This window comes from Shewanella sp. CAL98-MNA-CIBAN-0140 (genome assembly GCF_040309905.1).
Lineage (GTDB): Bacteria > Pseudomonadota > Gammaproteobacteria > Enterobacterales > Shewanellaceae > Shewanella > Shewanella psychromarinicola.
In genome coordinates, this window is sequence record NZ_JBEOPI010000049.1 from 1 (window position 1) to 26934 (window position 26934).

A 26934-nucleotide genomic window follows, 5' to 3' on the forward strand; every position below is an offset into this window, starting at 1 on the left:
TACCTAACAGATTGTTAAATTTGGCAATCATTCACACGCCAATACATTCTTACTGAGCCAACTGCATAGGCATGTTAATGAATGTTTGATCAGACAAATCGGCATCAAGATCATGTAACACTAAGTAAGGCTTTAACGGTTTATCGGCACTAAGCCAGCGAGTAATATTCATCGCATCTAAATAAGCAAATTTATCCATCGGACTCTCAAAACAAGGATACTGTGTTAAGCATAACAGCTAAGTAAACGAGGTTGTATGGTAATTTAACATCAAGCTTTGTTGGTATACGGTTTAATTAATAGCAATCAAATTCAGGTTGGTATTAGCATAAAACCGCACGTAAAAACCTCTCTCAGCACTCAGGTTGCTTCTATGTTGGCCCATAGATGAGTCGCAAGTTGAATCGAAAATACACGACTCTCGTGCTACGTCTGTTAGTCTTGGCATCGCTACCGAGTTTTCAAGCACCTCAAACACACCTATAAATCGATTGAATAATATCAATACCTTTGGCTTCACACTGATCTAAACGTGATAAATAGCTTATGTCTTGTCAGTCTCTTGGGGTAACCATTGGCCTTGGTAATAACGTTCTATCAAGCCTTCATCTGACCAGCGCAGCAGATACAACCATTGGTTATCTATCAGCCAACGAACATTGTCATGTTTTGCGGTGATTTGTTCGATAGGTTGCCGCGGTGCGGCTAAATAAACCGCTAAACGCTGTGGCTGGTGCATCCATTTTTCACCATCATGCAACGACTGCATCGACAAGCCAATGCGTAAATCGCCCCCATTACCTTCAAACACCCCAATATGACCTGCTACTGCGTTATGTAATAACTTATTGCCACAACCATATTTCAAATTATCGCTGACCGATGCGTTATATTGCATATTAATCCAATTGGTTACGACCATGGGCGCCGTCATAATTAATTCTAATACCGCAAAGCCATCATCATTTTGCCACTGATAGTCATGTAAAAAACTACGACCTTGTAGATTGATATTTCTGGTCCAACACCGAGGTGCAACAATAAAGGCGGCATTGTTTGCCAGTCCCCACTCGGGACGCACTTGAGACCAGTCATGACTGCGTTGAGTATAAAATCGGTCCAGCACAGCTGCACTGCTGTTAGCCAAACTCGGGGCGATTTGCACGATACGTTCTCGTTGTGCTGTTTCGGTAGCCGCTTGTAGCCATGACGCGACGGTCTGATCGAGTTTGGTATCAAAACAATCAATATGATCCGTGGTGGTGTTATGCAGTGCAGCCACAAACCGTGTCGCCGCGGGGATCGTAATACCTAATTCTGTCAATACCTTACGTACCTCTTGATCATTGAGCAATTGGGCTAAAACACGCACATTCACTTCACCAGATTGCCCACCACAGGCACCACAATCTAAACCTGCTGCATGCAAATTGTTGCTTGTATGGCTGCCATGCCCAACCAGCAGCACGGTAGCGGCAAACTGGTCTAGTCCCATCGCATGTAGAATGCCTTTTGCCAGTTCGGCTTTATCGGTTACTGATAGTACCTGAGCATTTTTTCGCAGCAGCCAGCTTTTTTGATGGGTCAGCGCATTAACAGGATGATCAGTTTGTGTAGCAAAAAATGACCTTTTTAGCATCTTAAAGGCATAAAGCCATCCCATGGATTCCACCATAGAAAATGCCGAAGGGGCAGCTTGTGACCATGTTTGCCACCGCGCCTTTATATTGAGCGTATCGACTTGCGTTTGGGTATCACGCCATTCAGACACTTGTATAACCGGCTTTAACAATCCCGGTAACTGAGGTCGAGACAGTTCACTATCGTGCGGTTGATACTCTAAAGGTAAACCAAAGAAACCGGCAAACCCTATTGTTTGAATGTCATCACTTTGATTTTCTAACGCTCGACGTATCACCTCTGAACGCACATCAATGCAAAATGCCGCTTGTAGCCTTGATGTTGTCATCAGCTGTTTTTTAGCATTGATTAACTGAGTGTTAAGCCAAGCTTGATAACTCAACTCAGCGGCCTTTGCCCACACCCAAAGGGGTTTCTGTACTTGCTCATGTTGCTCAACTAAAAGCGCTAATTGGTCTTTTTCACCTAACCAAAGTGCAGCTAATTGAGCGAAACTATCTGTTTGTTGTGCCTTTAAATAGCGCCAAATGACCAATTCCCAAGCCATACGGATCGCGAGTAGTTGCAACATTTCATCGCAGGGTTTTGCATGTAAGTCACCTTGCCAGCGCAAATAAGCAACCCAAGACGCCCAACCATTAATATCGAGTAGCAATGCATGGGCATAATCTTCTATCACAGTGTCATCAACACCCAGTTCATCAACCGCCTCAGCGAGCAAAGTCTCAGCATCTGGTGGCAATTGCTGAAAATACTGCTGCAAACCGGGTTCATCCATAATAATACTGATCCCTCGGTCACGACGTGTCATATCGAGCCAGTGACGATATAAATCTGCCGGAGCTGAAATATCGCTAGCAGGAAAAATAGGGCGCAATTGTTGATAGTATGCAGCGCAAAACTGACTAATTTGATGAATAATTTCATCACGCCATGCCATCTTGTGCTGGTCACGTTGGTTATCCAATAAATCGGCAATATTATGCCAGTGAGCAAGATCATCTTCTTGGTTAAGAAAGATCGCGAGTTGCTCGACGGACATCGCGATGCCTTGTTGCTCAGCCGCTAATTGCAACGCATCTTGGCTGATTTCGCCTTGTGCATATAAATGGCGATAATGAGCTTTTGGCATTAAACACTCAACCCGATCAAGTGCAGAGACTCGCGCTGAGACCTGTTCGATTGGCTGGTCACGCATTTGCCAAAAGGGATTAACGGCAATCATTTGATCGAGCGGCCATGTGGGTGCTATTTTCTGACCCGCAGTGGTCAATAGTGCCTTTTGGGTTTCAGTCAGCTGCCCCACCGAGGTTGATTTAATCGCGACATTCATGCTTATAACTCCTCAATTTTAGTGGCTTTGGTGCTGTCTAAAACCTTAATGTTGGTGCGCACAGGCAACCGCACAGGCCACACTTTTAACGTCAGTCGTGTCAGCCACTCATCTAAATATAAACCGGCAAACAAATCGATATACAAGTGCTGCAGTGCCGGTTTATGTAGCTGATATCGCAGCATCCAACTCAGAACAAACAAGCTGACAAATAACAGTATCGCGACAATATCAACCGCACTAAAAGCCTCAACCTGCAATGCTGGCGAGGTGGTAACAATTTCGCCAAACACCCACTTAAACCCGCTGTAACTGAGCACCAATAAGATGGTTAATAGCAAGACGGGCATAATGCTGCTGCGTAAACGCTCACTATGACGTTGGGCAATTAACATCGTCAGGGCCAAAACTAACAACAGCCAAACACTCCATACACCTTGATAGTCCAATGCCATTACTGCCACCGATACAATGAGGGTAGAAAAGACTGCTGCCACTATCCAATCTATCAGGTTAGGATTGGCCGCTGGCGCAAGACGACGTTGCATGTCTTGATACACTGCGCTCCCAGAGTTCAAAAATGCATACGCTTTATAGACTGAATGAGTGAGTAAATGCACTAATGCTAATTCAAATAAACCCAATGCACATTCAACTAACATCAAGCCCATTTGCGCACTCGTTGACCAAGCTAAGCGTACCTTTACACTAATTCGAGTGGCCATGATCAATGCGGCGATAACCGTGGTGAATCCAGCAACAATAATCACTAACCACTGGGCAACGGCAGATTGAATAAACAAAGGGCCAAATAAAATCAGCAAAAATCCACCTAAGTTAATGACCCCAGCGTGCAGTAATGCACTGACAGGTGTTGGCGCTTCTACAACCTGCATTAACCAGCCGTGAACGGGTAATTGCGCGCATTTAATCAAGGCCGTTACCGCGATGAGTACTGCAGCAATATGATCAACGGTGGTAAGTTGCACACTATTGTCTATAGCAACGGCATTAAAGTGAGCCACTAAGTCACTTATCAATAACGTACCATGCTGCTGATACAACAAAATAATCGCAGCCATTAACGACATTTCTGCGGTTCGTGCTAATAAGAATTTTTTATGGGCAGCAAGCGCTGCACGAGGACGTTCAGGATAAAAAGTTAACAGCTTATGCAAAGCTAAGCTAATCGATACCCAACCCAACCAGAACAATAGCAAGTGGTTGCTAATAACCACCAACGAAACAGCGGCAAGGGTATTAAGTAGCCAGTGCCAATAAGTACCGCCACGGGGTTCGCCCGCCATGTAATTGCGAGAAAATGCAATTAAGATGACACTCATAAATACCACCAGCCCCATCATCACTAAGCTTAGCTTTGATTGGCTAATGTATTGCGCATCAGCGTCTAGACTAGGTAAGCCCAGTATCGCAGCTAATGCAGCCATAAAGAGCAACACAATAAGGCCACTTACGTTAACTAACCATGTCGCTTTATTTTTTAAACTAGCACGACCACTCCACCCGCTAGCAAAAATTAACGTGATTGGAATACTTAACAAAAAAACGGATGATAACGCTATATTCATAAACAGCCTCTTCTTTTAGTCGTAAGAGTATGTCAGAGCTATATCTTTAATAAAAACATATATAAACTAATAAAACGTTCTGTTTTGGTTAACTATTAATGAGCCGTCTTAATTATCATCATCTTTACTATTTTTGGCGCGTAGCGGTTGTGGGTAACCTGACCCACGTCGCCAAAGACCTGCATATTTCACAGTCCGCATTGTCGGCCCAAATTAAGCAATTTGAACACAACATGAATGTTAACTTGTTTGAGCGAAGAGGTCGGCGCCTGATCCTAACCGCTCATGGCCATCGTGTGTTGGCATATGCTAACGATATATTTAGCAAAGGCGAAGAGCTTGAGTCATTTTTACGTAAAGGCAGCATCAGTGAAAAGCAGCATTTATCTATCGGAGTATTAACCACGTTATCACGAAATTTTGTAGAGAGTTTTATCAGCCCGTTACTTGCTAATGCGGATGTGAGTTTTTCTTTAACAGCTAAAGGAATGAGTAATCTCTTAAACGGACTCGCTAATCATGAACTTGATTTGGTGCTAACCAATCGACCGATCAGTGTCGATAAAAAAGATCCATTATGGCAAACCCAACTAGTCTCCCGTCAGCCCCTGGCGATTGTTGGCCCAAAAGTCAAGGTGATTAACGACAGTTTTCCTAATGGTTATCAGGACATGCGTTGGGTATTGCCCGGTAAGAACAGTGAAATTAGGGCTGCATTTAACTCCTTTTGTGCAACCTGGCAATATCAACCAGATGTGCAAGCAGAAGCCGATGACATGGCAATGCTTCGCCTTTTAGCCCGAGACAGTGGCGCATTGGTAGTGCTACCGCCTGTCGTCGTTAAAGATGAAATTGAACAGGGTATTTTAGAAGTGTATCAACGCTTACCCAATGTGTACGAGAATTTCTATGCCATTACGACCCAACGAAAGTTTGTCCCAGAGGTGTTATTAGCACTGTTAAAACAACATATAGACACTGAAGTCAGCAATTAACGGATAGCAATACAAACGCCCGGTATATGACGACCACCGCGGCCAATAAGATTGCCATCAAGCATTGATAAATGACGATCGTCAATCCAGCGCACCTAACGATATTGGCACGCTTACTTAACTTTATCGGCAAACATAACATCCGTTTAGGCGCTGGCGCTTAACTAACATTTTGTTGGCTCGTAGCCCTTGGCTCATAGTCGATAGTCGATAGTCGATAGTCGATAGTCGATAGTCGATAGTGATAAGGTCATCCCCGTGGGCTAATGATGCAACTTTTTATGCAATATTCCGTATTTGTGCGTTTTGGTTGATGGTCGAGGATAGATGTCATCATCTGGTATTGTTAACGTTACATCCCCCTGTTGAATTGAATTATCATGGTTGTGGATCCGCCATAAAATGAGATAGTCAGCGGGAGCAAGTTTGGGGATCTCAAAAGAAAATGCCTTATGTTCACCCTTAGGGACTTGAACACCTAAGTTAATCAGGTAACCGTCGTTATCCTTAATAGTCATTGACGTTAAGATAACGGCCTCATCGAATGAAATCTTCATTATACTCGCAGGAGCCATAATGAACTCTACGGCTACACTACGATCAGTTACGGTGCGATCATTTGGGCTTAGCTCATTGGCAGAAACGCGGTTAGTGGCCAACATCGTCAATAAAAATAGTCCGAAACAGTTATAAAATGTCATTTGTAACGCCTTATCATTTAGCTAAATAATGATAATCAGACTGTAAAACCCGTTGCATACTAGCTTCGAAATTCCAACAGGCTACGGCAGTAGCCTCTAACTCATATAACAACTGACTGTCTGCTAACATAAAGTACCGCTATGTACGATTGGCGTGATCCAGTAACGACAAGGATTGTTTTTACACACAACAGCGAGGGCGCTCAATAATGCCTGTTGCTGCTCAAGCGGATGCATAATTTCAAATTTACAAAACTCCCGGTAACCTTCAACTTGCTCCTTAATATTAAAGTGGCTGTGCTCGCGACTAAAACCACAGATATTACCTAGGCTAAAACCTGACAAGAAATCAAGCTCAATTAAGGTATCGACGATATCATCCTTGATATCATTTTGGGCGATCAGCACTAACAGTTGCTCGGTGATCATCGACGTTTCTCCAGCCAGTAATAAAGGATGGGCAATAAATAAAGTGTTGTGATGGTTGATGTTAACAAACCACCTATGACCACAATGGCTAAAGGTTTTTGGATTTCAGCACCCGGTCCAGAAGCAAATACCAGCGGCATTAACCCAAACATCGCTGTGGTGGCCGTCATCAAGATTGGCCGTAAACGCCTGGCAGCGCCCTGCTCTACTCGTGCCAATAAACCACTGAATAGATGTTTGGTCTGCTCATAATAACTCACCATCACCACGCCATTGAGTACCGCCACGCCAAGCAGTGCAATAAAACCGACAGATGCTGGTACAGATAGATATTCACCGGAAAAATATAAGCTCACAATACCACCCATCATGGCAAACGGCACGTTAGCGAGGATCAAACCGGCTTTAGCCAGTGAGCCAAAAGTGGTGAACAAGATTAGCGTAATTAATGCAATCGCTATTGGGATAACCAGCAGTAAATTATTGGTCGCACGTTGTTGGTTTTCAAACTCGCCACCAAAGCTGACACTGTATCCGCTAGGAAACTTGATCTCGGCGGTAATTTTAGCGTTGAGCTCTTCTACAAAACTGACGATATCGCGTCCCTGCACGTTAGTAGTGATAACCGAGAAACGATCGCCTTGCTCTCGTTCAATTAAAATCGGTCCTTCTTTGTAGCTTAACTTGGCCACATCGGTAATGCGCTTCAGTGAATGATCCGGCATCACCAGCAACTGATTTTGCAGTTCATGAATGCTACTTAAGCCACTTTGATTATTGGCTATCAATACTGGCGTGCGCTTCTTACCTTGTAGCACTTCGGTGACAACCACCCCTTCGAGTTGACTCTTGAGGTAACGAGCAAACTCCATGGTACTCATGCCAAAACCGCGAGCCAATTCGTTATCTAAGGTTAAATTGATAAAAGGACTGCCTTCAATCATCGACATTTTGACATCAATACTGCCGCTCGTGGCACTGACCAACTGCTCTATCTGAGCGGTTAATTGCCCAAGAGTATCAATATCGGTGCCAAATACCTTAATGGCCACATCACCAATACTGCCGGTAAGCATTTCCGAGACGCGCATCTGGATAGGCTGGGTAAAGTTAAAATTCACCCCAGGAAAATTAAGCAGCTCGCTGCGAATCGCCTCAATTAATTGCTCTTTATGATCAAATCGCCATTCATCCCGTGGAGCAAGCTCCAGAAATACATCGGTCTCATTAAGGCCCATAGGATCTAAACCAATTTCATCGGCTCCGGTGCGAGCAACCATCTGCTTAATCTCAGGAACTGCAGCAAGCAAGGTCTGCTGAATTTGCTTATCAATCGCAATAGAGGCCTCAAGCGAGATAGAAGGCGATTTTTCTAGCTGTAAAATGATGTCACCTTCATCTAAGGTGGGCATAAAGGTTTTACCCACTAAGCTAAACAAGCCTAAGCTGACAATGAGTAAGACGAACGCGATGATCATAAAAGGCTTTTTATGATTAAAGGTACTTTTAAGGCTGCTGAGGTAGGCGGCTTTGAGTTTTTCAATGGCCTTGGGTTCTTGGGCGGCCTTTTCATTAACAAGATAAGAGGCAACTACCGGAATGACGGTGAGCGATAACACCAATGCCGACAACATGGCGAACACGATTGTCACCGCAACAGGAGTAAACAATTTGCCCTCAAGCCCTGTTAACGTCAGTAACGGCGAGAACACTATCATTACAATCACAGTGCCAGACACCACAGGAATGGCGACATCTTTAGTGGCACGATAAATAAGATGTAAGCGCGGTAAACGTTGCTTAGTCGCAATCAGGTTGACCATGTTTTCAACCACCACCACTGAAGAATCAACCAACATACCAATGGCAATCACTAATCCCCCCAAGCTCATCAGATTGGCAGAAAGATTGAATAGATCCATCATCAAAAAAGTCATCAATGCAGCGAGAGGCAAAGACAATGACACCACCAAAGCGGCGCGGACATTACCTAAAAACAGAGCCAATAGCACAATGACTAACAGCACAGCTTCAAACAATGCACTTGAAATAGTATTGATGGCGGTATTAATTAGATTAGCGCGATCATAAAAGGTATTAATCACACTGCCTTCAGGTAACGTTACGCTTATCTGTTCAAGCTTGTCTTTAATGCTGCTGACCACTTGGGCAGTATTGGCATCTTTAAGGGCAATAATTAATGCCTCAGCAGCCTCTTCACCGTCTTTGGTCACGGCGCCATAACGAGCCAGATGGCCAATTTGAATGTCAGCCAAGTCCCTAAGGCGATACACCTTGGCGTCATCGGCCTTAATCACCAATTGCTTAAGTTCATCAATATCATCAATGCGCCCTTCAGCGCGGACGATAATAGTATCGGTGCCAATAGTGAGCTTGCCGGCGCCTTCATTATGGTTATTATCAATAATCGCTTGTTGTAATGAGGCAAAACTCACCCCGGCGGCGGCCATCGCTGAAGGATTGGGATTAATGCTAAAGCTCTTAGTATAACCGCCCAAAATATTGACATCGGCGACCCCAGCAACGGTGCGCAGCAGTGGGCGAACTTCCCATTCCAGTAACTGCCTGCGTTCCATTAAAGATAAATTAGGGTTTTCCAGAGTGAACATAAAAATCTCACTCAATGGCGTACTCATAGGTGCAACACCACCCGATACGCCCTCTGGAAAACTGTCCCACACCGCGGCTAGTCGCTCGCTCACCTGCTGTCTTGCCCAATAGATATCAGTCCCTTCGATAAAATCCAAGGTAATGTCGCTGATGGCGTACTTGGTCGTTGAGCGTAAAATAGCCTGATTCGGTATACCTAATAACTCAGTTTCGATAGGCACGGTAATTTGAGCTTCAATTTCTTCAGGGGTCATGCCCGGTGCTTTTAGGATGATTTTCACTTGGGTCGGTGAAATATCAGGAAACGCATCCAGCGGAATAAAAAACCAAGCGCGAGCGCCAGCTAACATTAATATCAGCGCCACAATAAGCACGAACAGGCGCTGAGTGAGCGAAAAACGGATCACGGAAGCGAGCATATTATTCGCCTCCTAAGCCAAGTAATATTCCTTTAACAGCAGCAACAGATTGAGATAACACTTGTATTTGGCTTAAGTCTTGATCACTAGCAACAATATATTCATCAGGGGTAGAGCCTAAAATATCGATACTGAGCGCGGACAATGTTTGCGTTGTTTGTATAAAGATTTGGCTCTCTTGTTGCCAACTAAATACGCTATTTTTGGGTAACAGATACACGGCTTTTTGATACTCAGGTATCGCGGTGATTTGCTGCCCTAACAGTAGGTTACACTCTTGAGGTACCGGCATTGACCATGCAGTTAAAAACACACCATCCGCAATGGCCGATACTTCATCTATCGCAATATGACACTGATTAATGTTAACCGCCGATAATGAGGTTGATTGACTCATGGGCACATTCACCTTAACCCTAATACTGTCGGTGGGTACCAGCGAAAATAACTGGGCGCCAGCGGTATAAGGGCTATTGAGATGATTAAGATTGACTATGCCTGCAACGGGTGCCATCACCACTAACGATTCTGTATCAGCATCGATGCTTTGCACCATCTCCATAAAATGTTGCATATGCTCGTATTCAAGGTGAGTACTGAAATAGTCTTGACTGATCTCGCGCCACTTATCCGTGCTAATACTGCCATTGTTTAATAGCGGCTTGTTGCGGTCATAACGCTGTTTAGCAAGTTGATAAAGACTTTTAGCCGCCTCTATTTGAGCCAGAAAATGAAACACTTCAGGCCCGGTCAATCTTACAATCGCCCGGCCTTTGGTGACAATTTGCCCCTGGCCCACTAAAAACGTCACTTGTTGGATATTTTCAGGTGTACTGACCCAATAATCATTACCGGGTAAGCGCTCTATTTGTGCTGGCAGAGAGCTACCTTCATAACTGGCCACTTTTCGAGGCTGAATATAGCTCAGTTCTAAGCTACCCAATTCGGCAAGTGATATCGACTCCGCGGACGCGAAACTGGCTGAGAAACAGATTGATATACATAAAAAGCTGGCACCAAACTTGGCCATCATAATGAAATTCCTAAGGCTTGCAGTTGCTGAGAGTGAAGTTGTTGCTGAGAGACTTGGTTAAGCGCTAATTGCGATTCGGTATCAAGCGCATCCATATAGCGGCGCAGCCAGATTTCATAGCCAATTTGATTTTGATCTTTCACTTTTGCTAAATGTTCAGTAATGGTTCGGCTTAGCGTCAGCCCGCGCTGCAACAACTGCTGCTGTTGGCGGAGACTTTGCTGTTGCATTGCAAGCTTTTCTGTTTGAGTTTTTAATTCAAGGTAGATGCGTTCACTGTTTAGACTTTGTTCTTGATGGTCTTTTTGCCAAATGGACAGCTCACTTTGTGATAACGCCGAGCCAAAGCCCAGTGGCACGCTAATTCCGAGCCCTAAATGTTGGTCATTAAATTGATCGCCAGCGGTTTCTTTTGCGGTCAATGACAGTGTCCAGGGATCTTGCTCTCCTGCTTGCTGACTTTTAATCATTAACAACTGTTGTTGCTGTTGCAAAGATTGCAATTGCCACAATGGATGCTGCATTAACGCCACGTGAATCGCATCAAAGTTATTGGTTTCAAGTTGAGAGATTTCATGGCCGTCTTCTTCTATTTTCTGGGGCATTTCGTTAAGGCCAGTTAACGAACGAAAAAGAGAAAGCGCCTCAGCTTGTTGCTGCTTAAGATCAATCTGGGCTAAATCAATATCAACGCGCTCACGCTCGAGCAGTAATAAATTCACCACAGGTAACTCTCCAACATCGGAAAGTTGCTTTTGCTGAGCATATAATTTTTCGAGTAAACTGGCTTTACGATTCAGCTGACTAAGCTTGACCGATGCAATGCGATGGTCCCACATGCTTTGTCTGAGCAATCCAGATAAGTACAATTTTTGTAACGCTACTTGTTGGCCTTGCAAAGCTTGCGTCAACTGTCTTAGCTGTTTATCGCTGCTGTGCAAACTCAATGATTTCATCGGTAGATTGAGCGATACCTCTTGCTCGTAAATGTTATTATTATCAAGGTCGCTAAGGTAACTTAAACTAATAATGGGTAAGCCTGACAACCAAGTCGAACTGCTCAACTCTACACCACGACCATCATTGAGTGGCGTGCCATTGAGTTGTGTCGCTTTTAACCTAGCTTGGCTTATTTGCACAAGTTGTGGCAGTTCATTGCTAAAAGCGACATGGCTAAAAATACCGCTAGCTAAAGTAATTAAAAGACATATTTTGAAACTAAACTTAACCGCAGACATAAGTAATTTCTTTTACCCCAAATGTATACAGATTGTAACGGTTACCCCCCTAGAATACATGGGGAATATGTATCATAATGATGGGTATAGTACATATGTACCATAAATTAGATAACTGATTTTATTGAATTAAATTAATAAGCATCATTTTTAGTTAATTTGTATTACTTATTCGTTTCAGGATCTCTGCCATGAAAAAAGATGTAGCCATTATTGTATTATTACTGCTGATAACGCTGTTTAAGCTGTTTGACATCATCGCTGACTTGCAGCTCGAGATCCCTGCTTGGCATATAGCGCAAGAGAGTATTTTGGTATTGCTTACCATAGTGGGGAGTATCTATTTAGGTTACGACCTCATACGCAGTTCTCGCCAAGTAAAAGCGCTGGGGTTCAAACTCGCAAACGCTGACAAACAGATCAATAACATGTCGAGCAAAATGCGCGCAGCCAGACAAGAATATAGTCAAACGATTGCCATTCAATTTGATACTTGGGGTTTTACAAAAAGTGAGCAGCAGGTTGCCCTTTTATTGTTAAAAGGGCTCAGTTTTAAAGAGATTGCCGAAGTGCGACTAACAAAAGAAAAAACGGTTCGTCAACAAGCCTCAACGATTTATAGTAAAGCTGAAGTCGATGGCCGCCACACTTTCAGTGCTTGGTTTATGGAAGATTTTATTCAAGACTAAAGACTTAAGATCTGGACTCGGTGTAAGACGTAACGTCTACCTGTGTGCTCACTGCTACATTTTATTATTGGCTCAACGGATAACGTAGACATAGCGATAGATCAGTTTTTACTGAGAAAGAGAAAGAGAAAGCGGGATTCCCAGAGACTGTCATTTTTCAACGAATGTGTCTAGTATTCCTAGGCCTTACCAGTCTGTAGGTGTTAATTAAACGTCAAATTCTCCCCCCCATCATTTGAGCTTAAAAATTGGCATTTTCACCCACATTCTCACCGACATAGTAAGCAATGATTTTCTTTCTCTGTTTATCAAGACGTAATAGCCCCAATCCATAATCGGTTGTGCGGTCATTATTGGACACTAAGGTCATATTTTCAGTGCCGATGGTTTGAACTCTTTGATAATATTTTCAGGAATACCACATAATCCAAGACCCCCCGTAATGATGGTTATACCAACTTAACGTACTGCTAATGCTGCGGCGTAGCTGTCAACGACCTTATTAAATCCACACATAAAGCGCTCTATTTTGAAGATTAACCAGCAAATCGTACTAATTAACCACAAGGTTGGTTAAGCGGTCGGATAAGTAAGCCAAAATCAAAATAGTTGACCTATTCCATATCAAACTTGTTATTTGTTTTACTAGCAAGGCGCATTGGCGTGTCAATAACAAGCCTATTGCAAGTTAATGCAACACAGTTAGCGGGATAAAAGACTGTTTGATGACCCTTTTATTATCCCGATCTGAGGTTAATAACAATTACCGAAAAATGTAACCGTTCCTATGGTACTAAGGTGCCAAATAAATAGTCCTGTAATTGCTTTACTCTGAGGTACTAAATCTGAAAGTACTAAACCTGAAAGTACTAAACCTGAGAGTACTAAACCGGATTGTAGTGAATACAATTTCGCTATGAAACATTAACTGTGGGTGATCACATATGCTGTCATTGCCGCTATAGAATTGAGGAACGGATACTATGTCGACGTTACAAACAGGACTAAAAGGGAAAGTGGCGCTTATTACTGGCTCAACTAGCGGTATTGGTCTGGCGACTGCCCACGTGCTTGCAGAGCAGGGTTGTCATATCGTGTTACATGGGCTGATGGACCAAGATGATGGACTCTCTTTAGCCTCTGAATTTGCAGCTCAGTACCAAATAAACACTTTTTTTAGCAATGCGGACTTAAGAGATGCTAACTGCATACATGAGTTTATCAATAATGCGGTTAATGCCTTAGGGAGTATCGATATTTTGGTCAACAATGCTGGAATTCAACATACACAAGATGTCACTAATTTTCCGATAGAAAAATGGAATGACATCATCGCGATTAACTTATCCTCCGCTTTTCATACCATTCAAAAAGTCGTGCCTTTAATGGCTAAAAAAAAGTGGGGACGGATCATCAATATTGCCTCAGTCCATGGTTTAGTCGCCTCAGCGAATAAAGTGGCCTATTGCGCAGCAAAGCATGGGATTATTGGATTAACAAAAGTGGTCGCGATTGAATGTGCAGAGCAAGGTATTACCGTTAACGCAATTTGTCCTGGATGGGTTGATACGCCGCTTATCAGTAAGCAAATTGACACCATCGCAACGGATAAAAGCTTGAGTTATGAAGATGCAAAATACCAGCTGGTGACCTCCAAGCAGCCATTACCAGAAATGTTAATCCCCAGAGAAATAGGTGAGTTCGTGTTATTCCTTTGTGGCAATGCAGCAAGAGGCATTACAGGTTCAGCACTTCCGATGGACGGCGCTTGGACGGCACAATAAGCTTAGCTAACCTTATGTTTAAACGTTAGTATTTAGCAAAAAATTCAACCCGTATTCGCTGTGTGCGAATACGGGTTGTTTTATTTGCCGAGACACAGACCTTGCCAATCGATGTACTAGCCAAGATGATAGTGTTGCTTAAAATATGAGTTAGGCCTTGGCCATAAACTCAGCGATGCGCTGATAGGTTGTCATGCACTCTTGTTTAACCAAATCGTGCAGTAACATATAGGCATGGATCATGCCGTCAAACGAATAATGCTCAACATCCACACCTGCCGCGCTCAGAGCCTTCGCATAGGCTATGCCCTCATCTCTGAGCGGATCACAACCTGCAGTAAAAATGAGTGTCTTAGGTAAGTTAGCGTTAATGGTGCCAAGTAAAGGTGAAGCCTGTTTGATTTGATCAGAGCGTTGATCGGACTGCTTGAAATACTGCTCAAAATACCATTTGATGCGGCTAGTCTCGAGTAAAAATCCACAGCCATTACTATCAAGTGATGGGCTAGTTAATGTGTAATCGACACTGGGGTAAATCAGAATTTGTTGGTCTATATGAATCCGTTTATCGGTTAAGCTTTTCATGCTTAAACTGGTGCAAATAGCACCACCCGCACTGTCACCAATAATGGTGACTGAGTCTTGATGGTTAACATCATTGAGTAACTGCGCGTAATGTATTAATGCATATTCACAATCTTCAACCCCAGCAGGATAAGGATATTCAGGTGCAAGTCGATACTCGACAGATATCACCACGCACTGCGCAATACTGGCAAGGTGACGGCAAATAGGATCGTACAGCGCCACACTGCCACACATATGGCCACCACCATGAAAATGCACTAACACAGGCAAAGGCAGCTCTGGTGCAGGACTATAAACTCTAACCGGAATGGTACGATCGGTTAACGTAAGCGCTTCGTCGGCAATATAGCTCACCGATGGCGAGTCACTCATTAACGCGCCAAGTTTGTTTAAGTTTTCACGTAATATTGTCGGCGTAAATTGCACATTATTTTGCTTAGCCAAGGCGATATTACTGTTCGCTAAGGCTAGAAAATCAGTGAGTTTGGGGGATACTATTCCTCGCATAATATTAACTCCTTTGGTTTTCCGGTTTCTGGTAGAAAATAACTGCCTACAAACACAGTGCCACTGAGTAAGGTGATCATCACAAATGAGCTAAAATAGCTACCATCGCTTAAATCAACAAGCTTACCAAATACCCACAACACGATAGTAGAAACAAGATAACTGATTGACCAAAATAGGCTAAAAACCACAGTAATTTTTTGGCCTGTCATCTTAGGGAGCTCGTGAGGAATGGACACTAATGCAGTCACCGGGAAAAAGATAAAAAAGCCCAACACTATTGCACATAACGTTTGCAACCAAGACTCGGGACTAAAAGATAAACCGAAAACGGTGATAACAATAATCAACCCACTCCAGCGAAGAATAGGCAAGCGTAACGGGTTTTTGCGACTATAAAACATTCCTGCAATAGTGCCGACAATACCAAAACCAATCACCCATTTGCTTTGACTTATTCCCGCTTGAGGATAGAAAGTAAATAAACAAATGTAAAAAGAAAGCAGTCCTGAATAGGTAAAAGCATAAGCCCAATTAAATTTATCTTTTAACCCTTCTAGATAACCATATATTGCCGGCTCTGAACCAGATACATGGTTAGCGGGCGATGGCGTTTCAAACTTAACCAGTAGCCACAGCATTGCAAGTACCAAGCTAGCGGCAGAAAACAACACCAAGCTGTTTTGCCAACTGCCAGTGAGAGAGTTAATACTGGTCATTCCCCATAAAATAATTGCAGTACCTACGTTAAATGCCACCGCATTGAGACCATTAATAACCGGGCGATCTTCAGGCGAAAACCACAGCATCACTATTGGGTTGAAGTACACAATCATGAAGGCCCCACCTAAGCCCATTAGAAAACGGCTGGCCAGAAGTAATTCATAATTAGTCGCAAAAGGTGTCACTATTCCGATAACAATTAATAGCGCCGCGAGTAAAAATGCATACTTTATCCCGCACTTCACCGCCACATAAGCGGCGCCAAATGTGCCCACTATCTTAGCCAGAGTGACAGCACCACTGATAAAGCTTGCTGAAGCTAAGCTATCAATTTGCATCGATGCCATGATGCTGTTCATGCTGGCAGTGCCTCCTACCCATGCCATGGCAAAGAGAACATAACTCGTAAAAACCAGGCCTTCTACCAAATATCTATGGGTTATTTTCATAGGCGTAATGTGTACCTTAAATGACACTAATGTAGTTTAATCATGTTATCTGATGGGTATGGATAAATAAGTACTACCTTAGTGCACCGCGATATTAAAAATCTTTATCAAACAGGATGTCTAGTGTAGTTTCGCAAGGATATAAAATAAAAATCATTGGGGAATATCTTGCAGGCTTGGTTATCTATTGATACTTGGTTGATCAGTTCAATTTCGATTGCTTATCTTGCGATGCTATTTGTGGTCGCACAGTGGGGGCAAAGTCGCGCTATAAAAAAGTTAAGCCAAAAGCCATGGGTCTATAGCTTATCCTTAGGTGTATGCTGCACTTCGTGGGCATTTTATGGCACTGTCGGGCAAGCTGCCACAACAGGGGCATGGCTTGCTCCCATTTACATAGGTTCGATCATTTGTTTAGTACTTGCTTGGCCAATGCTAATGCGGACGTTACAAATAATCAAAAGCCAGAACCTCACCTCTATTGCCGACTTTATTGCCTGTCGCTTTGACCGCTCGCCTAAAATTGCCGCCAGCGTCGCCATTGTGTCACTGCTTGGGACCATTCCTTATATTGCATTGCAGTTAAGAGCTATCAGTACCAGTTTCGATCTACTTACTGGCACGTTTCAGTCTGGGATTAGCACGGCATTTGTGGTCACTATTGTATTAATTATCTTTAGTATCTTATTCGGCACACGCCAACTCTCCGCCAGTAAGCACAATCAAGGCTTAGTACTTGCCATCGCGTTTAGTTCTATCGTGAAATTATTTGCCCTTACCGCCGTGGGCATATTTGCCACGTTTTATGTTTTCGATGGTTTTGGCGACTTGCTAACTCAAAGTCAAAACATCAAAGAAACCACCCAATCAGACTCCACTTATCTTGTGGTATCACAGGTTATTTTGGGCGCGATTACTATCTATGCGTTGCCGCAAGAGTTTCACATGATGATGATTGAAAATAATCATGACAACGAACTTAAATCGGCTCGCTGGATGGTGCCGTTATATCTATTACTGATCAATATTTTTGTATTACCTATCGCATTAGCCGGACAACTTAGCTTCCCCGGTGGCAGCGTGGGTGCAGATACTTATGTACTGACGTTACCGCTATTTTATCAGCAAGCTTGGTTGGGAATATTGGTTTACATCGGTGGACTGGCTGCAGCCACTGCAATGGTTATTGTGGCAGCTATTGTGCTTAGCACCATGATTTCGACAGAAATTTTAACCCCATTACTGTTACGTCTACCAAAATTTAACTCTCAACAAACCCCGCAATTATCAGGAATCTTATTAAATTTACGCCGTATATCTATCGCCGTAATCTTACTATCGGCCTTTGCATTTGAACGTTTTATCAATCAGCAAAATCATTTAGCCAGTATTGGCTTACTATCATTTGTGCTGTTATCTCAATTTGCGCCAGCCGCTGTAGGCGCCTTATATTGGCGAAATGCAACAACCCAAGGGGCATTCATTGGTTTAATGATGGGAAGTATTGTCTGGCTTTATACCCTACTTTTGCCCGTTACATTTCCTGATGCACTATGGGTTAACTTTGGTTTATTTGATATAACTTGGTTAACGCCAACTGCATTGTTTGGATTAACCCATTTGGACAATATCAGCCACGGTGTATTTTACAGTTTAGCGGCTAACATCGGCTGCTTTGTGGTCATTTCACTGTTTAAAGAGCAAAGCGTTGGCGAGGTTTTACAAGCCGATTTATTTGTTAACAGAAAACAAGTTCAGTCAGAACGTCACTTATCTATAGATGATTTAGCCAGTTTATTAAATCGTTTTATTAATAAAGATGAAGCCGATACCCTGCTAGCAGAATCCAAAAAGCTCAGCGGTAAAGATCAGCAGCAACAACTTGTTGATTACACTCGCCTAAAACTATCAGGCGTACTCGGTTCTGCATCGACTAGAATGGTGATGAGCGCTGCTTCTCGCAGCCAATACGTGCCACTAGAAGATGTGGTTAGCATTGTCGATGAAGCGAGCCAAATCTTTGAATTTAACCGCGAACTGCTGCAATCGGGCGTTGAAAATATTGAGCAAGGCATTAGCGTTGTAGACGCCGATATGCGTTTAGTCGCTTGGAATCAGCGCTATATTGAACTGCTCGATTACCCAAAAGATTTTGTAAAAGCGGGACTACACATTGAGCAACTGATTAGATTTAACATCGACAGGGGGATCATTGTCGGCGACGCTGCCCACGAGCTAGTTGAAAAGCGCTTAGATCATATGCGCAGTGGCAGTCCACATCATTTTCAACGCATCATGCTTGACGGAAAAGTGCTAGAAATTCGCGGCCAAGCAATGCCCGGCGGTGGGTTTGTCAGTACGTTTTCTGATATTACTGCCCATATTGAAGCAGAAAAAGCCTTACAACTTGCTAATGATACACTCGAAAAACGGGTAGAAAGCCGCACCAAAGAACTTGAAAAAGCAAAAGCAGAAGCAGAAGCGGCCAATAGCAGTAAAACACGATTTTTGGCCGCTGCAAGTCATGATTTAATGCAACCCTTTAATGCGTTAACATTATTTACTGAGATGCTGAAGCAAAGAGTCAAATCAACCGAACTTCAGGATTTAGCCACTCATATCGAAGACTCATTAAACGTAGTAGAAAGTTTGCTATCAGACCTTGTTGAAATATCTCGCTTAGACAGTAACTCGTTAAAAACCGAAAAAAGTCAATTTGCAATTGATGATATACTCTCAACATTGGTCAATGAATTTAAGGCGTTATCGGTTCAACAAGGCATTGATTTTAATTACCAGGTCTCTTCCTGTTTCGTCCACAGCGATCAAAGGCTATTACGCCGAATTATTCAAAACTTTTTGTCTAATGCGTTTCATTATTCCCCTTCAGGTAACACCAAGCACCAACCAGCGCTTCAAGATACTAAGTCAGGCAATAAGGCAAAAGAGGCCATTGAGAACGCCGATTTTGTCCCTAAGGTTTTATTAGGTGTCAGGCGACTTGAGAACGCTTTGTTAATACAAGTTTGGGACAATGGACCTGGAATTCCTGTTGATAAACGACAGGCAATTTTTTGCGAGTTTGAACGCTTAGAACTCACACGTGAAATTCCAGGTTTAGGTCTGGGCTTGGCGATATGCGATCGTATAGCAAACTTATTGGATATTAAAATATCACTGCATTCTGAAGTCGGTAAAGGAACTTGCTTCAGTGTTGAAATACCCCGTGTCTCACAACAAAAAAAGTCTGTTAATTTACTAAACATCCCCGTCGAAGATGAGATCAATAGCGACAGCTTTAATATTATTGTGCTCGTTATCGACAATGATGATCTCATGCTAAAGGCAATCTCGTCATTATTGAGTGGTTGGGGATGTCATGTGATTACAGCCAAAGATCAATCTAGCGCAATACAGCAACTGGCGGATAATCCACAACCAAGATTAATCATTGCAGACTACCATTTAGAAGATGATAAAAATGGTGTCGATTTAGTACAATATTTATTGGCGAACCACAGTGAAATGACCAATAAGCAAACCACATGTGTTATTTGCTCCGCAGATCCCTCAGAAACGGTTCGACAACATACGAGCAGTGCTCAATTTAGTTTTGTACGTAAACCGCTCAAGGCAATTGCCTTGAAACGGATCATTAAACAACTGACACCATAATAACGAGTACATTTTTAGACGCTGCTTGTTGTAGACATCGCTTAGACAAAAAGGCCTCACGTTGCGGCATTTTATTTAACGGTTTTCAATCTAAATCAGAATATTAAGCATTTATCTGCCGATTTTCAGTTGAAGTGATCATTAATTGTTGAAACACCAGCCCTGCCTGAGTGCGATTGTACACTTCAAGCTTTAGCAAAATAGCTGAAACATGCTTTTTAACGGTGGTTTCTTTAATGTTTAAGTCGTAGGCAATTTGCTTATTTAAGCGGCCATTTGCAATATTGGCTAGCACTGTGTATTGCTGGGGGGTCAACTGAGCTAATTGTTTTGCCAGACGTTGATGCTCAGCGGCTGTATGTTGATCGGCGCTGATATTAGTGTGTTCGGGTAACCAAATCCCCCCTTCAAGCACGGTTTCAATGGCGGTCGATATTTGGGTTAAATTAGCAGATTTAGGAATAAATGCACTGGCGCCAAAATTGATCGCCTTGCGAATAATTTCGGGTTGATCGTCAGAAGACACCATAATAACGACAATATCTGGGAAGTGATTTTGTAATAAGGTTAATCCTGTAAAACCATCGTTTCCAGGCATATGCAAATCAATAAAGATAATCTCTATATCTGAATGTTGCTCCACGATGGAGATTAACTCTGGAAAATTTTCAGCCTCTAACACTTCAGCATCATTGAAATTTTTAAGTACAGCTTGGGTTAAAGCGGCACGAAATAGCGGGTGATCATCTGCAATTGCCACTTTTATCTGAGACATCGTCGGCTCCTAAAAAATTGCGCTGGTGTTGTTTATTATTTATTGATTATTGATTATTGATTATTATTTATTGATCGTCCAACACACGCAGACTTCATCATCTATAAAAAGAATAACCGGTTCTATAGTGAGCCGGCTATTCTTTAATAGGCAATTGACTCATTAACGCTTAGAACATATAGCCAACCGTTAACGAAATCGTCTCCGGATCGCCATAATAACCAATTAAGGTGTTATCGCCGCCAAGTCCTGGCGTAAAGTCTCCGTTGCCGGTTGGCGTGACAAAAGCGTAGTTACCAACCAAATACTCTTCATCAGTGACGTTTTTCCAATGCAGACCGGCATTCCAATGGCCGTCATTGCTATACCAATTCACCCCAAAATTCAGCAATCCGTATCCATCTTGGCTCAATAGGTTATCCACGACCGCTAAGTCATAGTCACTGCGGTAATAGTAATTACCATTAATGATAAAACTACCCACGCCGGCTTCAATACTATAACTAAAACCAAGGTTTGCTGTGGTATCTGGGGTGTTGGTAATAGTGTAAGTATCACTTATATCAATTTTAGTACCAAATTCATCATAAGAAATCACTTCATCAAACGTGGCGTCAATTAAGCCAAGATTTGCGAATAAATTAAGTGAATCTGTTGCAGCATATTCAACTTCAAGCTCTAGTCCACTGGCTGTAGACTTACCAATGTTGCCTAAACGCTGATTGAGGTCTGAAGCATCATCACCGGGTAATACAGTCACAAATTGTCTGTCTTTATGGTTGAGATAAAATACGGTTGCATTAACACGAAGATTATCATTCCACTCACTCTTGATACCAATTTCATAGGAATCGACCGTTTCAGGGTCTACAGCAGGTTCAGCTCCGGTTGCCCTAGGGTTGAAGGTGCCCGACTTGAATCCTTGTGAGTAACTGGTAAACAGCATCATGTCATCGTTAACTTGATATTCCAGACCCACACGTGGGTTGAATTTAGACCATGTTTCTTCGTCATCAAGCACTTTAGGTATTTGAGATTCAATTAACGCTTCATCGCGCACAAACCCTGGATACCAACCAGTTTGAGGATAAATGCTGTCGAATATCACCCCGTTATAAACCGTGGCTTCTTTAGTCTCACGGGTATAACGGCCACCTAATGTCATTGATAATTGTTCAGTGAAATCATATGAGCCTTGCACATAAGCGGCATAGCTTTCACTATTGTTACAACCACTCACTTCACGCGTTAACCCTCCAAACGCTTTAAAGGCTTCTTCTAAAATAGCATCGAAAACACCACAAGAATCACCGTCAAAATAGTAAATTCCTGAGACGACATTGAGATTGTCACCAACATAGTTTGCTTGGAACTCTTGGCTAAACTGCTCATCTTCATAAATGGCGGGGACGTCAAAAATACGTAGGCTGGTATTATCAAAATCGATGTTTGTTGGCGAATAACCTTCACGTTTGGCTGTGACTGACTTTACGCTCCAATTCTCATTGAGGTTATACTCAATGGTTGCTCCCCAGCCTTCTGTTTCCACCTTATTCCAGGTAGGTAAACTGGTATAAGAGTCATATTTACTGTCAGGCACTGGGGCATCGGTTAATAAACTAGGCAGCAGGCGATAACCACCTTTTGAATTTGATTCATCTTGGGTTTTATCATAGGTAAAGCGCATAAACAGGTCATCGGTAGGCGTATATTCAACGCTTAAGCGACCCGCTATGACGTCCTTGTTATAGTTTTCAGTATCTTGGCCCTCTAATGCTGAGGTTTTAAATTCACCAAAACCATCTCGATTTAAGCTGGCAAAGGCGAAACCAACATAGAGCTTGTCATCAACAATGGGGAATTGTCCTGCGACTTTAACATCCTTTTGACCAAAGCTACCTGCAGTACCTTTAAGGCTCAATTCTCCGTCACCGGTCATTTTCTTTGTGACGTATTTAATTGCACCACCGATAGTGTTTTTGCCGTATAACGTGCCTTGTGGCCCACGAAGCACCTCAATACGCTCCACATCAAGAATGTCTAGCACTGCACCTTGCGGACGAGCAATATAGATATCATCAATGTATATACCGACACCAGGCTCATAGCCCCAAAGTGGATCTTCTTGACCTACGCCACGAATAAAAGCGGTAAGCGTAGAATTAGTGCCTCGGCTAGATTGTAATGTGGTATTGGGAGAAAACTGCTGAATTTCAGTCATTACGCTGATGCCGTTTTCTGCCAGTTCTCTTTCACTGACAGAGGTCACTGCAACAGGAACATTTTGTAAACTTTCAACCGTTTTACGAGCAGTCACTTCAATGCGCTCTAAAACAGCTTGCTTGTCGCCGCTGTTATTTTCTTCATCAGCAGCAACGGCATACTGTGCAGTTAATACCGACGAAATGGCTAACGCAATACAACTCATTTTAATAGTATTCTGTTTCATACAGATCCCCGTGGTAATATTTATTATTAATGGTTTTGTTTACTACTCGTGTTGGTTTACTACTAACTGTTCACATATTGACTGTATAGCATTTTCAACAGCATTGAATCGGTACTATAGTAGTATGTGTTTTGGTCTATAAATTCTAAAAATATTAAGCTAATACATATTAAAAACATAAAGTTATCAAGATACCTTAATTAAACTCCCCAAAGCTTAATGATCTCAGTAACGCTACTTATTGGCGCTCTGAGTAGAAAGTCACTCTCTTCTCCACCATGTTTAATATCTGGATTGACAGCAATTCCGTGTCCGAAATCTTTGATGGTGATAAGTTCTATTAACGCCTTATTTTGAGCATTTTCCCACCGAGAAATACTGTAGCCAGATTCATTTGTGACAGTTGGGTTAGTGTCAGATTGAGTCAATATTTGCCACTGAAAAGCTAACATTTGCGCATTATTAGCGTTGACGACATTGTCCCTGTCTCCAGTCCAAATGCTTAATGAAGGCCAGCGAGTTTGCAGAGGATGTATTGTTTTAGCAAATTGAGCTAATTCCTCAACCGATTGTGACGGACCTTTTTTCATACAAGATATCGCTTTGATAAGATTATCGGCACAAGGATATGGCAACCCAGCAATAACAGCGCCGCCTTGAAATAAGTCTGGATAATTGACGAGTGCCGCACTAGCCATAGCGCCGCCAGCAGACAGTCCGATCACATATACGTGCTTTGTACCTAATTTCTCTTGAGTAGCCAGAATCATATTTTTTATTGACAGCATTTCGCCACTATCAAGCTGTGTATCTTGACTCGCAAACCAGTTAAAACAACGTTTCACATTATTTTGATAACTTTGTTGTGGAACTAAAACCGCAAAATTATTTTCCAATGCTAAAGAGGTCAATCCACTTTTATTAGCCAGTTCCACGCCATCTTGAATACAGCCATGAAGTAAGACAATCAAAGAAGCATTACCAGTACGCGGAACATTCAAGTTTTCACTAACCGGGAGATAAAAGCTTGTTAGGGCTCCTGGGTTATCTCCAAAACTTGTTAGCGGGACATAGGGCATCTCAGCGGCTTGAACAGGTAGCATCCAAAAGGTCCAACACAGGGCAAGAAGCTGCATAGTTAGACCATATTTTTTATTTCTCATTTCAGCAGTTTCCAAATTTGTCATAATCATAACTTGCTGAATTTTACTGCAAACTGCAATGGCACTTTAGATCCACATAGGAGAAAGATTATATTGGAATGACTCTAAACGGTGTGGTCGGGATAATACGAGTGGAATGGGAAAAGAGGTTTAGAAAACGGGTATATTAGAAACGACAAAGGCCTAGCATTTCTGCTAGGCCTTCTAAATTTGGCAGGGGTGGCAAGACTCGAACTCGCAACCATCGGTTTTGGAGACCGCTGTTCTACCAATTGGAACTACACCCCTGTTGACGAGGGCATTATGCTAAAACCCCCTCCAAAGGTAAAGTACTTTTTTAAATAAACCGTTCAATTGCAGTTTTTTCAGGCAAGTTAGCCATTCTAACTGGTTTATGAGTCGATGATGTTGTTACATGTTGGTTCTAGACATTGGTTAATTTCAACGGTGACATGGCTAAGCTGCGAAAACTTACGCTCAAGTTGTTGCTTTATTTGCACAGCGTTGATGTCATTGTGAACCAAAATCGAAACAATGGCAGCATAATGCTCAGCACTGACCTTCCAGATATGAAGGTCGGTAACAATAACACCATCATGTTCAAGAAATTGCTTAATTTGCGATTTCTGATGTAATGATATTGAACCATCAAGCAAGATTGGACTAGTTTGTTTCATTAATCCCCATGCCCAACGAGTAATAATCACCGCACCGACAATCCCCATTACAGGATCTAAGAAAGTGAGTCCCATATACTTACCAAAGACTAACGCCACTATAGCTAATACTGACGTTAAAGCATCTGCAAGAACATGGAAATATGCAGCTCTTAAATTATGGTCATGATGAGGTTTTGGCTGACTTTTATGTTCATGTTCATGTTCATGTTCATGTTCATGTTCATGTTCATGTTCATGTTCAGCGTGATGATGATCATGATCATGGGTATGATGATCTTTCAATAAAAATACACTGACAATATTGACTGTAAGACCAATAAAGGCAACAAAGATAGCTTGGTTAAAATAGATTTGTTCTGGATTAATTATTCTAACTAAAGACTCAATCAACATTATCAACGCAACCATACCTAAAGCAATTGCACTGGTAAAACCACCTAATACACTCACCTTCCCAGTACCAAAAGCAAATTTCGGATTATCAGCATTTTTACGGGAGTATCGATACGCGAATAAGGTGATCATGAACGCTGCGGCATGTGTTCCCATATGCCAACCATCGGCCAATAGTGCCATAGATCCATAAATTGAGCCGGCAATAATCTCGGCTAACATAGTAATGATCGTTAATATAAGAACATAAAGAGTATTTCGCTCACCATCAGAGTTATTATGACTAAATTGATGATGATGTTGCCATTGCTTTATAGGATGAGATTGAGGAGTCATATCAGCATTTATGAAGGAGAAATTAAGACTCCATTATTTATGTATTTACTATTAATTATCAAGCCCAAACCATAGAAAGTGATACACCTGTAGCATAAATAACAATAGTAATCGTTATTGTTATTGATAATCCCCCTTTTACTAAAAAGATAAGCAATAAAATCGTTTTCATCTAGTATTTTGTACTTTAATAGGCGTAAGAAAGTGACCAAATGGCTCTGTCGAGGAACTGTCTCTAGCAGGAAGTAGTCAGGGTCATCTAAATCTGTACACAAACTAATGTGGTCAACTAAAACTGTACACAAACAGGCGTTTTTATGCTGCCATTTCGGTTGCTGTTGGAGCCATATAATTGTTATAACTATGACCTCGTTTTGTATCGTAGTGCTTCTGTATATCATTCAGCACATCATGCTTCGTTTCATCAAAACTATTGAAGCCATACTTAGCATCCATTCTATTTTAAAGCTTCTAAAAAACGTTCCCCCAGCAGTTTCCTCGTCGGCTCATACATCGAGTTATCTGATATTTCCACAGAAGGCTAGTGTAGTGACAACTCAGGTCAGAATGAAACACTAGGTTTCTAGGACGCCCACGGTTTTCAAATGCCATTCTTAATGCTGCACAAGTCAAATCGGTATTAGGACTGTCAGAGCACGCCCAACCCACTATCTTTCTCGCGTATAAATCCATTACCACCGCTAAATAGAGCCA

Annotated in this window: 20 protein-coding genes and 1 tRNA gene; 4 read left to right on the forward strand and 17 right to left on the reverse strand. The window is 42.3% G+C overall.

The window, feature by feature from the left end:
- Positions 1-49: 49 nt before the first annotated feature.
- The 3 genes from AAEY93_RS18530 to AAEY93_RS18540 form a co-directional block, all read right to left on the reverse strand.
- Positions 50-199, reverse strand: coding sequence for a hypothetical protein (locus AAEY93_RS18530; RefSeq protein ID WP_351078986.1), 150 nt, complete (start codon positions 197-199; stop codon positions 50-52).
- A gap of 345 nt (positions 200-544) precedes the next feature.
- Complete coding sequence (locus AAEY93_RS18535; RefSeq protein ID WP_351078989.1) at positions 545-2974, reverse strand: YbcC family protein; 2430 nt, start codon at positions 2972-2974, stop codon at positions 545-547.
- Between the two features lie 2 nt (positions 2975-2976).
- Entirely contained in the window at positions 2977-4563 is a 1587-nt protein-coding gene (locus tag AAEY93_RS18540; RefSeq protein WP_351078992.1) for an NADH-quinone oxidoreductase subunit L, read from the reverse strand.
- Between the two features lie 98 nt (positions 4564-4661).
- Between AAEY93_RS18540 and AAEY93_RS18545 the strand changes: the two genes are divergently transcribed.
- Positions 4662-5558 carry a LysR family transcriptional regulator gene (locus AAEY93_RS18545; protein WP_351078995.1) on the forward strand — a complete coding sequence of 299 codons (897 nt, stop codon included), beginning with the start codon at positions 4662-4664 and terminating at the stop codon, positions 5556-5558.
- 263 nt (positions 5559-5821) lie between these two features.
- On the opposite strand, the gene AAEY93_RS18550 is transcribed toward AAEY93_RS18545, so the two are convergent.
- The 5 genes from AAEY93_RS18550 to AAEY93_RS18570 form a co-directional block, all read right to left on the reverse strand.
- Positions 5822-6259 (reverse strand): copper resistance protein CopC, encoded by a 438-nt coding sequence (locus AAEY93_RS18550; protein ID WP_124012378.1) that lies wholly within the window; start codon positions 6257-6259, stop codon positions 5822-5824.
- 123 nt (positions 6260-6382) lie between these two features.
- Positions 6383-6688 carry a DUF3240 family protein gene (locus tag AAEY93_RS18555; protein WP_101034331.1) on the reverse strand — a complete coding sequence of 102 codons (306 nt, stop codon included), beginning with the start codon at positions 6686-6688 and terminating at the stop codon, positions 6383-6385.
- On the reverse strand, positions 6685-9738 hold the full coding sequence (locus AAEY93_RS18560; protein ID WP_351078999.1) for an efflux RND transporter permease subunit: 3054 nt from the start codon (positions 9736-9738) through the stop codon (positions 6685-6687). The genes AAEY93_RS18555 and AAEY93_RS18560 overlap by 4 nt, the downstream gene beginning before the upstream one ends.
- 1 nt (position 9739) lies before the next feature.
- Positions 9740-10771: an efflux RND transporter periplasmic adaptor subunit gene (locus tag AAEY93_RS18565; RefSeq protein ID WP_124012380.1), complete on the reverse strand. Its 1032-nt coding sequence runs from the start codon at positions 10769-10771 to the stop codon at positions 9740-9742.
- Positions 10768-12009 (reverse strand): metal transporter, encoded by a 1242-nt coding sequence (locus AAEY93_RS18570; protein ID WP_124012381.1) that lies wholly within the window; start codon positions 12007-12009, stop codon positions 10768-10770. The genes AAEY93_RS18565 and AAEY93_RS18570 overlap by 4 nt, the downstream gene beginning before the upstream one ends.
- A gap of 191 nt (positions 12010-12200) precedes the next feature.
- Between AAEY93_RS18570 and AAEY93_RS18575 the strand changes: the two genes are divergently transcribed.
- Positions 12201-12698, forward strand: a complete 498-nt coding sequence (locus AAEY93_RS18575; protein ID WP_101034327.1) for a helix-turn-helix transcriptional regulator — start codon at positions 12201-12203, stop codon at positions 12696-12698.
- Between the two features lie 241 nt (positions 12699-12939).
- Here the strand turns inward: AAEY93_RS18575 and AAEY93_RS18580 are convergent, their stop codons facing one another.
- Positions 12940-13068: a hypothetical protein gene (locus AAEY93_RS18580; protein WP_267898635.1), complete on the reverse strand. Its 129-nt coding sequence runs from the start codon at positions 13066-13068 to the stop codon at positions 12940-12942.
- Between the two features lie 613 nt (positions 13069-13681).
- Between AAEY93_RS18580 and AAEY93_RS18585 the strand changes: the two genes are divergently transcribed.
- Positions 13682-14482: a 3-hydroxybutyrate dehydrogenase gene (locus AAEY93_RS18585; RefSeq protein WP_124012382.1), complete on the forward strand. Its 801-nt coding sequence runs from the start codon at positions 13682-13684 to the stop codon at positions 14480-14482.
- Positions 14483-14632: 150 nt separating this feature from the next.
- On the opposite strand, the gene AAEY93_RS18590 is transcribed toward AAEY93_RS18585, so the two are convergent.
- Positions 14633-15577 (reverse strand): alpha/beta hydrolase, encoded by a 945-nt coding sequence (locus AAEY93_RS18590; protein ID WP_124012383.1) that lies wholly within the window; start codon positions 15575-15577, stop codon positions 14633-14635.
- A complete protein-coding gene (locus tag AAEY93_RS18595) occupies positions 15565-16749 on the reverse strand; it encodes an MFS transporter (protein WP_124012384.1) in 1185 nt (394 codons plus the stop codon). The genes AAEY93_RS18590 and AAEY93_RS18595 overlap by 13 nt, the downstream gene beginning before the upstream one ends.
- Positions 16750-16917: 168 nt before the next feature.
- Here AAEY93_RS18595 and AAEY93_RS18600 point away from each other — a divergent pair, with 168 nt between their 5' ends.
- A complete protein-coding gene (locus tag AAEY93_RS18600) occupies positions 16918-20424 on the forward strand; it encodes a hybrid sensor histidine kinase/response regulator (RefSeq protein WP_351079006.1) in 3507 nt (1168 codons plus the stop codon).
- A gap of 103 nt (positions 20425-20527) precedes the next feature.
- Here AAEY93_RS18600 and AAEY93_RS18605 read toward each other — a convergent pair whose 3' ends face one another.
- From AAEY93_RS18605 to AAEY93_RS18630, 6 genes are all read right to left on the reverse strand, one after another.
- Positions 20528-21199, reverse strand: a complete 672-nt coding sequence (locus AAEY93_RS18605; RefSeq protein ID WP_101034322.1) for a response regulator transcription factor — start codon at positions 21197-21199, stop codon at positions 20528-20530.
- Positions 21200-21368: 169 nt separating this feature from the next.
- Positions 21369-23648: a TonB-dependent receptor gene (locus AAEY93_RS18610; RefSeq protein ID WP_124693469.1), complete on the reverse strand. Its 2280-nt coding sequence runs from the start codon at positions 23646-23648 to the stop codon at positions 21369-21371.
- 200 nt (positions 23649-23848) lie between these two features.
- The gene (locus AAEY93_RS18615) at positions 23849-24835 is read right to left on the reverse strand and encodes an extracellular catalytic domain type 1 short-chain-length polyhydroxyalkanoate depolymerase (RefSeq protein ID WP_351079010.1); all 987 of its coding nucleotides are present in this window, start codon (positions 24833-24835) and stop codon (positions 23849-23851) included.
- Between the two features lie 187 nt (positions 24836-25022).
- Positions 25023-25099: transfer RNA gene (locus AAEY93_RS18620), tRNA-Trp, on the reverse strand.
- A gap of 104 nt (positions 25100-25203) precedes the next feature.
- Entirely contained in the window at positions 25204-26220 is a 1017-nt protein-coding gene (gene dmeF, locus AAEY93_RS18625; protein ID WP_351079013.1) for a CDF family Co(II)/Ni(II) efflux transporter DmeF, read from the reverse strand.
- A gap of 471 nt (positions 26221-26691) precedes the next feature.
- On the reverse strand, positions 26692-26934 hold a 243-nt coding region (locus AAEY93_RS18630), incomplete at its 5' end, for a DDE-type integrase/transposase/recombinase (RefSeq protein WP_502959566.1).